This window comes from Halobacillus locisalis, assembly GCF_013694105.1.
GTDB classification, from domain to species: domain Bacteria; phylum Bacillota; class Bacilli; order Bacillales; family Halobacillaceae; genus Halobacillus; species Halobacillus locisalis.
Window position 1 is genome coordinate 168239 of the sequence record NZ_JACEFG010000001.1, and the last position, 13705, is coordinate 181943.

Annotated in this window: 11 protein-coding genes and 1 other annotated feature; of the genes, 9 read left to right on the forward strand and 2 right to left on the reverse strand. The window is 42.8% G+C overall.

The genetic code is table 11. The features are described 5' to 3' along the window. Positions 1-5: 5 nt before the first annotated feature. The gene (spoVID, locus tag H0266_RS00805) at positions 6-980 is read left to right on the forward strand and encodes a stage VI sporulation protein D (protein ID WP_181470495.1); all 975 of its coding nucleotides are present in this window, start codon (positions 6-8) and stop codon (positions 978-980) included. Here the strand turns inward: spoVID and H0266_RS00810 are convergent. After that, positions 977-1168, reverse strand: a complete 192-nt coding sequence (locus H0266_RS00810) for a hypothetical protein (protein WP_343063174.1) — start codon at positions 1166-1168, stop codon at positions 977-979. The two genes, spoVID and H0266_RS00810, sit on opposite strands and share 4 nt — an antisense overlap. 94 nt (positions 1169-1262) lie before the next feature. Beyond that, positions 1263-1489 (forward strand) — a binding site (T-box leader). A gap of 51 nt (positions 1490-1540) precedes the next feature. Here H0266_RS00810 and H0266_RS00815 point away from each other — a divergent pair. The 3 genes from H0266_RS00815 to H0266_RS00825 all read left to right on the forward strand — a co-directional run bounded on the left by H0266_RS00815 (position 1541) and on the right by H0266_RS00825 (position 7383). Further along, positions 1541-4183 carry a valine--tRNA ligase gene (locus H0266_RS00815; RefSeq protein WP_181470497.1) on the forward strand — a complete coding sequence of 881 codons (2643 nt, stop codon included), beginning with the start codon at positions 1541-1543 and terminating at the stop codon, positions 4181-4183. A 104-nt stretch (positions 4184-4287) separates the two neighbouring features. Then, a complete protein-coding gene (locus tag H0266_RS00820; RefSeq protein WP_343063175.1) occupies positions 4288-5589 on the forward strand; it encodes a bifunctional folylpolyglutamate synthase/dihydrofolate synthase in 1302 nt (433 codons plus the stop codon). Between the two features lie 60 nt (positions 5590-5649). Further along, the gene (locus H0266_RS00825; RefSeq protein ID WP_181470498.1) at positions 5650-7383 is read left to right on the forward strand and encodes a sensor domain-containing diguanylate cyclase; all 1734 of its coding nucleotides are present in this window, start codon (positions 5650-5652) and stop codon (positions 7381-7383) included. Positions 7384-7405: 22 nt separating this feature from the next. On the opposite strand, the gene H0266_RS00830 is transcribed toward H0266_RS00825, so the two are convergent. Beyond that, on the reverse strand, positions 7406-8365 hold the full coding sequence (locus H0266_RS00830) for a prepilin-type N-terminal cleavage/methylation domain-containing protein (protein ID WP_181470499.1): 960 nt from the start codon (positions 8363-8365) through the stop codon (positions 7406-7408). A gap of 41 nt (positions 8366-8406) precedes the next feature. Between H0266_RS00830 and H0266_RS00835 the strand changes: the two genes are divergently transcribed. The 5 genes from H0266_RS00835 to H0266_RS00855 are packed head-to-tail and all read left to right on the forward strand — an operon-like array spanning position 8407 to position 13695. Beyond that, on the forward strand, positions 8407-8874 hold the full coding sequence (locus H0266_RS00835; protein WP_181470500.1) for a prepilin-type N-terminal cleavage/methylation domain-containing protein: 468 nt from the start codon (positions 8407-8409) through the stop codon (positions 8872-8874). Next, a complete protein-coding gene (locus H0266_RS00840) occupies positions 8871-9833 on the forward strand; it encodes a hypothetical protein (RefSeq protein ID WP_181470501.1) in 963 nt (320 codons plus the stop codon). The genes H0266_RS00835 and H0266_RS00840 overlap by 4 nt, the downstream gene beginning before the upstream one ends. Before the next feature lie 10 nt (positions 9834-9843). Further along, complete coding sequence (locus tag H0266_RS00845) at positions 9844-10686, forward strand: DUF4229 domain-containing protein (protein WP_181470502.1); 843 nt, start codon at positions 9844-9846, stop codon at positions 10684-10686. A 12-nt stretch (positions 10687-10698) separates the two neighbouring features. Next, positions 10699-12060 (forward strand): VanW family protein, encoded by a 1362-nt coding sequence (locus H0266_RS00850; protein WP_181470503.1) that lies wholly within the window; start codon positions 10699-10701, stop codon positions 12058-12060. A gap of 12 nt (positions 12061-12072) precedes the next feature. Further along, on the forward strand, positions 12073-13695 hold the full coding sequence (locus H0266_RS00855) for a GspE/PulE family protein (protein WP_181470504.1): 1623 nt from the start codon (positions 12073-12075) through the stop codon (positions 13693-13695). The last annotated feature ends 10 nt before the right edge of the window (positions 13696-13705 follow it).

Here is a 13705-nt window from a genome sequence, read left to right on the forward strand (position 1 = left end):
GTACTTTGCAAAACCAACAAAATGTATTTTCCTTTTATTTAGATGAATCGTTATGGTTTAAGGAAGGACAGGGAGTGCGTGAGTTAATCGGTATTTCACTCGAGCCTGAAATCACGATTGAAGAGGCGGGGGATGAAGTTCGTTTAAAAGGTACGGTGGAACTGGCAGGGGAATATGTAGCGGCAGAAGATCATGATGATGAATCACCTCACTCTTCAGCGCGTGTCGTGAATCATGTGGAAACAGGAGAAGACGGAGAGTACCATTTCTCTCATTCCTTCCCTGTTGAAGTCACCGTTCCACTTGATCGAGTCTCAAGTCTTGATGATGTGTTAGTGGACATCGAAAGCTTTGATTATGAAATACCGGCAACGAATCGATTGCGTTTGCACGCTCAAGTCAATATCAATGGCATACAGCCTCAAGAACAACAAGCAACGAACGATGAGGCCTTTGATGAGCCTGCCACGGTCGGTCCGTTCAACTTTCCTGAAGAAAAAGAGAAGGAATCGCCTGTCTTGCCTGAGCGAGAAGCACCAGTCATTCAGTTGAATGATGAACAGGAAGCGAAAGAGGAAGAGAGCGGTCGTTGGTTATACAAAAAATCACAAAGCTTCCCTGAATTTTTCGGGCAAGAACAACAGCAAGATTACGTGGAGGAAGTCTCTTCAGAAAGCATAAGTATGGATGTGAGTGTATCGAAAGAAGAAAGTTCATCTTACGTTGAAGAACCATCATCGAGTTCCAGTTCTGAGAAGGAAGCACCGTCTGGTATGGACGGCATAAAGCAGATCTTCAAGCACCTTTTCCCGAATAGGGAAGATACGTACACGCAGATGAAAATGTATATTGCTCAGGAAGAAGAGACATTAGCGTCGATTGCCGATAAGTATGGCGTTTCGGTCAAACAGCTCGAGCGCGTCAATGAGTACGAGGAAGAGGATGTCTCTCCTGGGCAAATTGTTTATATTCCGAACTAAATCCATTTGTACTTGAAAGCGAGAAAAAGACCGATGACGAGGCCAAGTAAAAAGATATCGAACGTGGTCGGCCAAAAAATGGTCCGTAAAGCCTGAAAGACCAATATCGGCAGGAGTGACGTTTCAATAACGATCAGCCACGTTCGGCACCAAGATGGCAGTCGATAACGATAAAAACGGCTCAACACTGTTTCCTCCTGTCATATGGGGATGCCCATTTTTTGAAAATAGTTGACTAAATCCTGCATTTCTATATACAATATGAAATATAGTGTTTATACGTGAAATGCAGTGATAGGGAAGAGTACATGAACAATTCCTTCAGAGAGGAAAACGAATGCTGAGAGTTTTCCAGGAACCCTGTTGATGGAAGGTCGCCCATATAGCAGCTTCTTTGAATGTGAGTAGGAGAAGCCGGTTAGAAGCCGTTATTCGAATCGAGTGTGCAGGAGAAGTCTATCCTGTAAATTAAGGTGGTACCACGGAAATCAATCCCTTTCGTCCTTTATTGGATGAAGGGGATTTTTTATTTTTGATAAAGGAAAAGGAGGAAGATCCACATGAATCAGCCAGATCTTTCGATGCCAACAAAGTACGATCCGCAAGCTGTAGAAAAGGATCGCTACCAGTATTGGGTAGATGGGAAATTTTTTGAAGCGACTAGAGATGAGAATAAAGAGCCATACACGATTGTCATTCCACCGCCGAACGTAACAGGGAAGTTGCACTTAGGCCATGCATGGGATACAACATTGCAAGACATACTTACACGCGTGAAGCGTATGCAGGGCTATGATGTTCTGTGGTTGCCGGGGATGGATCACGCCGGCATCGCGACTCAAGCAAAAGTGGATGCCAAGCTTCGTGAGCAAGGCATCAACCGTCATGACCTTGGTCGTGAGAAGTTTCTCGAGAAGTCTTGGGAATGGAAAGATGAATATGCGAAGTTCATCCGAGCACAGTGGGAAAAACTTGGCCTTGGCCTCGACTATTCTCGCGAGCGTTTCACACTAGATGATGGGTTATCTGAAGCCGTGAGAGAAGTATTCGTTAAGCTTTATGAAAAAGGCTTGATCTACCGCGGCGAATACATCATTAACTGGGATCCTCAAACAAAAACGGCACTGTCGGATATCGAAGTGGAGTACCAGGATGTACAAGGGGCCTTCTACCACATGCGTTATCCTTTAAAAGACGGAGAAGGCAGCATTGAAATTGCGACAACTCGTCCTGAGACGATGCTTGGTGATACGGCGATTGCGGTTCATCCGGAGGACGATCGATATAAGCACTTGATCGGTAAAAAAGCGATCCTGCCGATTGTCGGTCGTGAGATTGAAATTGTAGCGGATGACTATGTAGATATGGAATTCGGTTCTGGTGCGGTAAAGATTACCCCTGCTCACGATCCGAATGACTTTGAAATCGGAAACCGTCATAACTTAGAGCGTGTCCTTGTTATGCATGAAGATGGGTCGATGAATGAAAATGCCAATAAGTATCAAGGCATGGACCGTTTTGAATGCCGTAAGCAAATTGTAAAAGACCTTCAAGAGCAAGGTGTACTGTTTGAAATTGAAGACCACATGCACTCCGTCGGTCACTCTGAGCGAAGTGGAGCTGTTGTCGAACCTTATCTATCTACTCAATGGTTCGTGGACATGCAACCGTTAGCTGATGCATCTATCGAGTTACAAAAAGGTGACGATCAAGTCCAGTTTGTCCCAGATCGTTTCGAGAAACCCTACTTGCACTGGATGGAAAACACGAGAGACTGGTGTATTTCTCGTCAGCTTTGGTGGGGACATCGCATCCCAGCTTGGTATCATAAAGAAACAGGCGAATTGTATGTAGGAAAAGAGGAACCGAAAGATCCTGAAAACTGGACACAGGATGAAGACGTGCTGGATACGTGGTTCTCTTCTGCCCTTTGGCCGTTCTCAACGATGGGCTGGCCGGATGAAGCGAGTGAGGACTTCAAGCATTACTTCCCGACGAACGTCTTAGTAACAGGTTATGATATTATCGGTTTCTGGGTAAGCCGCATGATTTTCCAGTCGCTTGAATTCACGGGCGAACGTCCATTCAAAGACGTTCTGATTCATGGCTTGGTTCGCGATGCGGACGGACGTAAAATGAGTAAATCTCTAGGCAACGGTGTCGATCCGATGGATGTCATCGATAAATACGGAGCGGATTCTCTTCGTTACTTCTTGTCAACGGGATCTTCTCCTGGCCAGGACTTACGTTTCCACTGGGAAAAGGTAGAATCTACGTGGAACTTTGCGAATAAGATTTGGAACGCTTCCCGCTTTGCCTTAATGAACATGGGTGATTTAAAAGTGGAAGACATCGATCTTTCTGGTGAAAAATCTGTCGCAGATCAGTGGATCTTGACTCGCTTGAACCAGACGATTGAGCAAGTGACTACCAATATCGATAAATACGAATTCGGGGAAGCCGGACGTCATCTTTACAACTTCATCTGGGATGATTTCTGTGATTGGTATATTGAAATGGCGAAGCTTCCTTTATACGGAGAAGACGAAGCGCGTATTCATACGACTCGTTCCATCCTTGCTTACACATTAGATCAAACGATGCGTATGCTGCACCCGTTCATGCCGTTCATTACAGAAGAAATCTGGCAGCACCTTCCTCATGAAGGTGAATCCATTACACAAGCTTCTTGGCCGACGGTTCGTGACGATTTCCACAACGAAAAGGCAGTTGCCGAAATGAATCGTCTTGTATCCATTATCCGTTCTGTTCGTAACATTCGCTCTGAAGTGGATACGCCGATGTCTAAGGAAATCCAGCTGATGATTCAGGCGAAAGACGAAGATGTTGTCGCAGAACTTGAGAAAAACCGTGATTATTTGGACCGCTTCTGTAATCCGAGTGAGCTTACGATCGGTACAGATCTTCAAGCACCAGAAAAAGCGATGTCTGCCGTTGTTACAGGGGCAGAGTTATATCTACCACTCGCTGGATTGATCAACATTGAAGATGAAATCAAGCGCTTAGAAGATGAGTGGAAGAAGTGGGATAAAGAAGTCGACCGCGTTCAGAAGAAGCTATCTAACGAAGGATTTGTGAGTAAAGCTCCAGATCACGTAGTTGAAGAAGAACGTAAGAAAGAAACCGACTATCTAGAGAAGAGAGCCAGTGTCGAGGCTCGCATTAAGGAAATGAAAGCGTAACGGAAGATTTGAGATAGTCGTATCCTAGGCACGAACACAACAACTTTGCAGGAGGGAGGGTATTCACATCGAATACTCTCCCTTTTTGAAAGAAGGGAACTAAAGTGGTCAACTATCAAGAAGCTCTCGACTGGATTCATAGTCGTGAAAAATTCAAAGTGAAACCAGGACTTGATCGAATGGAATGGATGATGGAGCGCGTAGGCCATCCTGAGAAAAGCATAAATGCAATCCACATTGCTGGCACAAACGGGAAAGGGTCGACCTTATCTTTTCTACGCGAACTGCTTCAAGCGCAAGGGTGCACGGTCGGAACGTTCACTTCTCCTTACATTGTACGCTTTAATGAGCGGATCAGTATGAACGGAGAACCCATTTCAGATGAGCATCTTTCAAATTTGGTAGAGCGAGTGAAACCTGTAGCAGAAGAACTAGCCAAGACACCTTTAGGGGAGCCAACAGAGTTTGAAGTCATCACGGCCATGTCGATGATGTACTTTGCTGATCAATCTCCTGACTTTGTACTATATGAAACAGGATTAGGGGGACTTTATGATTCCACGAATATCATACACCCGACCGTATCGATCATTACGAACATCGGCAAAGACCATATGAACATTCTAGGCGATACGTATGAACAGATTGCCTCTGAAAAAGCAGGGATCATCAAAAAGGGTGTCCCGGTCATTTGCGGAGCGAAGCAACCTGAAGCGATCCAGGTGATACGTGATAAGGCTGATGAAGAGGGGGCGGAAATGTTCCTCCTCGGTGAACAATTTCATGCATCACATACAACTAGCTCGAAAGCGGGAGAAACCTTTCAATACGATAGTAAAGACGACGGCACGCTTTCCCTCATAAGTGGTATGAAGGGCGTGCATCAAGTGGACAATGCCAGTCTTGCCGTGAAAACGATGGATGTGTTGAGACGAAAAGGTTGGAGTTTTGATCGTGATTTATATGCCGAAGCTATCAAAGAGACTAAGTGGCCGGCGAGATTTGAAACCGTTCTGGATGACCCTGTGGTTATCATAGATGGAGCCCATAACGAAGAGGGGACTAAAGCGCTAGTGGAAACCTTGAAAAGTCATTACGAGGACAAAAGGATTACACTCGTGTACTCAGCTCTCGAAGACAAACCAGTACGGCGAATGTTAGAGATACTCTCAGAAGTTGTCGATTGTGCCTATATGACGACCTTTGATTTTCCTCGAGCCTTAAGTGCAAATCAATTAAAGAACCTTTCACCAATCGAACAGACGACTGGTGTGGAGGACTATGAACAAGCGATCGAACAAGCTGTTTCTCAAGTTGATCCTGACGATTTATTGCTGGTTACGGGCTCGTTGTATTTTATATCTGAAGTAAGGAAATATTTTGAATCAAAGAGAAATATATGGTAATATGTTAATTGTCTGAATTTTATTTAAAATTAGTGCTTTCGTAGGGAAGAAGGGGTAGGGATGAGCAAAAATAAGAAAGTAGCCGTCTGGCTAATCTGGATACTCGTATGGCCGACGAGTATTTATTTTCTATTTGAGAGCACGAACCCCCAGATAGCTGGAAATGAACTGGACATCCTGGCTTTTGCAATCTTGGCTTCCATTGTGGCACTATTTCCTCTTCAAATAGGAGAAAATCCAGTCTTCTTCACTCATGGCGTTTCGTTTGCCGTGTTCTTGTATTACGGATTGGCTGTAGAAGTGATTGTTTCACAGGTTGCCTTACTCTTTGTTTTGACAAAGCTGAGAATAGGAAAGGCGAATCTGCACCGTATTCCCGTCAACTTTCTGATGTTCCTCATCATTTCTGTCGTATCTGCGCAGGTTTACAACCTGTTGGGAGGCCAGCACGGAGAAGAAGCGATTGCATCCACTGCGTATGTGATTCCCATCGTGGCCTATGCCTTGTTCGAGCTTATCTTTAACCAATTCTCCATTAAAGTCGTAGCGAAGTTCTTATATAACCGTCATGTGAAGATGTTTGACCAGGGGTTGTTGTGGGACTTGATATCTGGCCTTCTCGTAATACCGGTTGGGTTTCTTCTCTACATGATGTATGTCGAATTCGGCTTAAGTGCGATATTCTTTGTCGGTATTCCATTCATCCTGATTTCAGGCATGCTGATGCTCTATCATAATAGTGGACTAGTCAATAAATACTTGCAGCGCACAAGTAAGATCGGTCATGAGTTAACCGGAAATCTGGGGGTCACAGATGTCCTTGATCTATTCGTGGATCGTTTAAGTAACCTGCTCCCCGTTGATTATATTTATATCTTTGATGTCGCTTCGAATAAAGAAATGAATTTAATTCGTTTCTTTGATCGGTCGGAACAGGTATCGTTTCCAGATATATCGTTACATAAAGGTGAGAGCATCAGTGGAAACACATGGAAAGAAGGCAGAAGCTTCAATTATAAATACCGTAGTGAATGGGCACATCTTGAAAATAAATACACCCCGCCACAAGCAGAGAGCTCTCTGTCAGTCCCTTTGGAGCGTAAAGGGGAAATCGTTGGGGTCATCACCATTTACTCCAACCAAAAACGTGCCTTCAGGCAATTCCAGTTTATGATCCTGAACATTCTAGGAAACTATTTAGCTGTAGCGATTGAAAACGCGAGACACTACGAAAGGACCAAACAACAGAGCGAACGCTGTCCTCTGACAGGTCTGTACAACTTTCGGTATTTCCAGGATCATCTTCACGAAGTATTTGCTACAACAAGTGGAGATGAACCAGATCCGATTTCTGTGATCCTTCTAGACATCGACCATTTTAAGCAAGTGAATGACACGTATGGTCATGAAGGTGGGAATGAAATCCTTTGCCAGTTCGCGGAGCGGCTGACGAGCATGGTCGGGGGTCATGGTGTAGTCGCGCGCTATGGTGGTGAAGAGTTCGCGATTCTTCTGCCTCACTATGAGAATTATGAGGCCTATAGTATTGCAGAAGAGATTCGCAGAGTCATCGTGGAACAGCCTTTCGTGACGTACCAGCATATATTAACTGATCAGGAGCCCAAAGAAGTGACGATTTCTGCTTCGATTGGGGTTGCCTCTTATCCGAACGACTGTGAGGGACCGCTTGAATTGATCAGGCATGCAGACAGGGCGATGTATGTTGGAGCGAAGCAGCGTGGGCGTAATCGGGTTGCGAGTTATGAATATATGAAAACAGCAGCGGAGTCGTAAGTGACTCGGCTGCTGTTTTTCTTTAGTAGCTACAATTTCCTGTTCCCTGATTTGCTTCGATATTTTCATTTTGTAGGGGGTTGCTGACCGCACCTTCAACACAAATTGTTCCTTTTGCTGGCTGTGTGAAGCTTGACCCGGATGCAAAGGATAATGCACCTTTCACAATTAGTTTGCTGTCCTTCTTCATATTAAGTTCCCCGTAAATCGTCACCGAACCTAATACCACTATTTTTGCACTATTTTTCATTTCCAATCTTTCATTAAAAGTTACAGCACCGTCTATAGTATGCGTTGAACCCTTTGAGATACTCACTGGTTGTAGACAAGTCAAGGAATTTTGGGTTATTGTGTTTGATCCTTTTACATTTAATTTTGAGCAATCATTTGTAGCAACATCACCATCATTGCTATCATCGTTCTCATCCTCACCTGGATTTTCTCCGTCAGAGAGTGCTATATCTATCTCCTCAGATCGCTTAGTAATAATTGTGGAAGTAGTATATTTCTTATTTTCTTTGTTTGTGTCGCTCTCAATCATAGTAGTTATCTTTATTGATGTAGGATAGTTATTAGTCGTGATGCATTTTTTTCCATTTAAAGAAGTGTCTTGTTTAATGTTTAAAGGAGCGTTCGTTGTGGATGATTTATCTAAGTTTTCAATGTATAATTCACTTATAGTCAATTGTTCCTTAGTAATTAAGTTGGAATAGAGATAAGGGGCTTGACCGTCATCATCCAACCTTATAGTATGGCGGTCTACTAAACAGATCTCCATATTTTCTTCGGTGATCTGCTCTCTGATAATCGTAAGTATCGAATTGGTTTGTTGCTTTAAGTCAATTTCGTTTTGGACTTTCGAATTAGATTGGTAAGTTTGGGTTACTAGACTCCCGGCAACAGTAACAATAATACCGACTAATGCCAGAGCAGCTAACAGTTCGACTAAAGTGATTCCTTTGTTATTAAGTAAATTATTCATAAGACTTCTCCTTATGATAGATTGGAATGGGTAGTATGTACTTGGATGAAAAAGGTTTGACCCTTGTTGAAATATTAGTATCAATCGCCTTGATGGGTATCGTCATAACTGTTTTTCTTTCTCTTTTCAGTGACTATATGCTCATGACGGATAGGGTGGAAAACGAAGTCGATGGAGTGAATCTAGTTGAAGAAGTTTCCTATTACGTTATAAATGGTCCCTTAGTACTGTCGGATGGATGTACAAATAATGGTAACACAGAATTAGATATCTCATTTATTTCTAATAATGATTCTTATGGATTAGATCCTTCTAATCAAGTATATTACACAACAGAGCAGAATCAAACGTACTATTTCAAAGTACAACAAGTATGTCAAGAAAGTGATGATGAATTATTACAACTAGTACCTATCGAAATTATAGTAGAACGAAAACTAGAAAACGGCGATAGTGTAGAAGTAATAGAAGTACATAAATACATAAACAGAACGGAGGTTTCCGAATGAAGGGTAAATTCACCAATGAGAGGGGTGCAGCCCTTGTTCTTGTGTTGTTGTCGATTTTCCTTGTTATGATATTCGGTGCCGTTCTTGCTTCACAAATTAACAATTCAGGTCTTCAAGTGAAGAAGTCTCAACATAATGTACAAGCTGAAGCTCTTGCGGTGATGGGAGAGACTTACTTTATTGAAAGTATCGAATTACTGAAAACTAATCAAGATCCTGTAGTCTCTATCAAAGAAGTGTGGGAAGAAGAGAAGGATAGTGATCTAGATGGTCACAGAGAAATAGATGACAACCGAAGATTTAATGTGGAGTTAATTAGCAGCACCTTAAAAGATTCTGGACAATTTCAAATGACTTATAAAAGCATTGGAACAGCCTATGGTACCAATGAAGAAATCGTAAATACTATCTCACTAAATTCTTCTTCAAGTGAAGAAGATTGGATTCAAGATATACTTGACCATAAAGAAGAGTTAATCAGTAACAAGAAAAACGGTAAATATAAGACACTGAATTGTAGGGTTGATGATTGTACCGACGATGTAGAAACAATATGTGAAAATAATTATTGCGCCATTGATGAACAAGGGAATATTTATTTAGAAGGAACTTTACAACTAAATGGGAAAGGAAATAACGAGCATGACATCGATTTAGATAAGAACCTGTGGGTGAATGGGTCTACAATCTTAAAGGGGAACAGTTCGGTTAGTATAGATGGCTTTGCATACTTTGAGGGTAGTTCTTTAACAATGAAAGGAAATACTTCCATTGATATTGCAGGGGACGCATATTTTGATTTTTTAGGTGATAACCTTTCTGGAAGTATTGAGAAAGATGTAGTAGTAAGGCGTAATGCTTATTTTGAAATAGAAGATACTCTTCCGGTGGATAAGGAAGCGTTTTGCATTGTAGGGAAGTCTAATGTTGAAGGATTAGGTGGACAAAGTTGTCCGTAAGGAGGTGTGATTGATTTTGACAATACAAATCATTAGTTTCGTCTTAGCAGCTTGTATATTGATACTATTCGTTAATCGTATGCGCACGGGCTACGATAAAAAAAGTACATGGATGCTACTTTCAAGTTCTATTTTAATTACTCTGTTAGTAGTGGCAACTTCCGTAGTATTTAATTGGTTCACAACTATTCTACTAGCTTTATTAATTACCGGACTTATATCCATCCTCCTTTTGCCGCGATTAAGGAAAGAAGAACATGAACAAGAGGAAAGCCTTTGGTTTGAAGAGGACGAATCGCAGCCGGTCGCTGTCCAGAATGAGCTCCAGAGAAGTGAAGAGGAACTGGTAGAGATCGAACTTGTTGAAGATGGTGAGAAAGAGGAATCGTACGAAGAAGAGAAACAGGATGGTATCAACGAAGACCAAAATACTATTAATTATGATGGAGCTGATGACGAAGCAGCTGCCATGGTTGAAATTGAAGAGCGAACAGAGGAGGAGCCTATTGTTGAGAGCCCCCCGTTGAATATAACGGAAAGTGCTTCTATTAATGGAAAAGAAGAACAGGAACCTAAACCAACATCCTCTGCTGATCTTGTAGATATAGACTTCGAAGACGAACTCTTAGCCAACCGAAGGAAATCCGTTGATGATGAAAACTATACATATCCGGAATCTGAACCGATAAAAGAAGAAATGCCTGAGAGAAACTTTGAGGAGTTACTCGAACTTGAGGACGAAGAAATCGACACATACAGGGAAGAGAAAAAGACGGAGAAGCGTAAGATTGACATTGATATGGATGACTTTGAGATTCCCGAAATGGATTTGGATGAAGGGACGAATAGGTAGAGAGGTGAGAGGATGGAGCATGCCAAGGGGTTAGGACTGTTAGCTGGAATGACCGCATTTCTATTACTATTTACATACGCAGGACCTCTAGGGTGGCAACTCGTGTCTGGACAGGAAACCGTATATGAACCGAATACAGCCGTTGCCGGCGTCAGTATAGAGGGGTTAGAACGAAGTGAAGCACTCGTGAAATTATCTGAACAATCGTCTGATTGGAAACAGCAGAAGGATATTCGCCTGGAATCAAGTTCAGGAGCGATGGTGGTGTCTTCTGACTTCATCACGTTTGATGTTGAAGAAACATTAGATGAAGTCGTGCAAGGTTCGAGCCAATCATTTGTAGTGGAAGTGGATGAAAGCTATAAGGCTGAAGTAGAAGAAGAATTCACTACAGAAGTCGCGGAAAATTTTGAATGGGAGAAATGGGTAGCGCAGGTTAGAGATCAAGCATCAGACCTAACTGATGACCCTTTGACATTCTCGATGTACGATTACATCCCAAGTGAAGTGCTCGGACTCTATGAAACAGTTGCAACCTATGAAACTACTGTCAGCAGCGATCCATTATTGGTGGATTTACTTTCTGTGATGAACGCGCTGCCGGTCAATGGGCAACAGTCCTTTTCTTTGCTTGAAGCAGCAGAGGAATTCCCTGTAGCGATTAGTGCGGAAACGTTAAATCCTATCGCCACAGTGATTTATGGAGCGGCCCTTGAGACGAACTTCTCTATTCAACAGCGTCATATCAGTCAGCGGCTTCCCGAGTATGCTGAGCTTGGTAAGGAAGCGAGTGTCAAACCGGAACAGAACGATGATTTTGTGTTGTTCAACCCAAATGAGTCTGCGTATTCGATTCATCTCGCTTTAGAAGGATCAACTTTATCAGCGGAGATTCGAGGCTATCCTTTTGTCGATAAGTATTCGAGCAGAGTGGATGATGTACAATCAATCGAGCCGCGCACCATCGTTCAATACACTTCTTATGTCAATCCTGGTGACGTTGAGTTGAAACAAGAAGGAGAGCAAGGACAAAGTGCTGTCGTCTACAGAGAAACGCGGGGAGAGAACGGCCTTATAGAAAAAATGGCTGAAGATTATTACCCGCCTCTGAACCGTGTTGAATTGAGATACGGTATTGAAGGTGAAGACAATACCTCAGGTGAAGGTTCGGATTCTTCCGGTGGTGATGCTGGCTCGAATGATGACACTTCAGATGAGAACACAGCAGCTGAGGGCGAAGGATCGAACTCAGGTGAATCTTCTGATAATGAAGAACCAACGGATAGTGATGAAGCATACACTGGGGACGACGCACCAGAGGTTGATCCATCTAATCCGATTTGGGAAGAAGATGAAGCGGATGAGAATAAGTAAGGAGATTTCAAAATGGCTGAACGAAAAAGGTTAGGAGATATTCTAAAAGAGGCGGGTCTCGTTTCAGAGGATCAAATCAAAGAGACCTTAAACGTTAAGAAATCGGACCAAAAGTTGGGTGATGCTTTACTTGAGCGTGGGCTCATTACCGAGCAGCAATTGATTGAAGTATTGGAATTCCAACTTGGATTTCCGCACGTATCGTTGTACCGGTATCCAGTGGATACATCTTTACTGAGCATCGTCTCAAAGGACTTCGCCTCAAGAAACATGGTGATGCCGCTTAAGAAAGAAAACAATGAGCTGACCTTGGCGATGAATGATCCGATGGACTACTATACGATTGATGATTTGCAAATTGCGACAGGCTTTCAGATTCTTCCGGTTATTGCGACGAAAGATGAAATCATTCAAGCCATCAATAAGTATTATAATTTGAAAGAAACCGAACAAGAAATGCCGGATGATGATGGCGAACAAGCACCTGCAATTAAGCTGATGAATCAAATTTTGCAAACGGGTGTTCAAATGAAAGCAAGTGACATTCATATTGACCCTCAAGAAAGTAAGGTTCTCATCCGTTATCGTGTCGATGGACTACTTCGTACAGAACGTACGGTCACAAAAAATATGCAAAGTTCTTTAATTGCGCGTGTGAAAATCATGGCCAATTTGAACATTACAGAAACACGATTACCTCAGGACGGTCGCATCAAAGCGAATGTCAATTCTGTTCCCGTTGATTTGCGAATCTCTTCACTGCCTACTGTTTACGGGGAAAAAATCGTGATCCGGATCTTGGACCTCGGCAGTGTATTGAACCGGTTGTCTGAACTCGGATTTAACAAAGTCAACTATCAACGCTATATGAAGATGATTGAGCAGCCCTCTGGAATGATTTTAATCACGGGACCAACAGGATCGGGGAAATCTTCTACTTTGTATGCATCGTTGAACCATTTGAATACGGACGACCAAAACATCATTACCATTGAAGACCCTGTCGAGTATCAAATCGAAGGGATCAATCAAGTGCAAGTGAATACTCAAACGGGGTTAACTTTCACGAATGGTTTACGGTCTGTACTCCGCCAAGACCCTGATATTGTCATGGTCGGAGAAATTCGCGATTCAGAAACAGCGGAAATTGCCGTCCGTGCTTCATTGACTGGGCACCTTGTTTTCTCGACGTTACATACGAATGGGGCTGTAGCTACTATTCCAAGGCTCATTGATATGGACATCGAGCCTTATCTCGTTGTATCTTCATTATCTGGAATTGTGGCACAACGTTTGGTGAGGCGGATATGTCGCGATTGTAAAGAGAAGAAAGAACCGACAGAGATGGAGCGAGAAGTATTTGAGAAGCGAGGGTTATCCATCAGCGATGTGTATTACGGAAAAGGGTGCAGTAACTGCCAATACACAGGATACCGAGGAAGATTGGCGATTCAAGAAGTTCTCGTGATGGATGACGAAATCAGAAAAATGATGATGAACAATCAATCGATCGCTCAAATTCGTCAGTACGTTTGGCGAAATGGCATGATTTTTCTCATTGATGACGGATTATTGAAAGTGAAGAAAGGATTAACTTCGATTGAAGAAGTGATGCGTGTAGCGTTAGACGACTAGGAGGATCAGA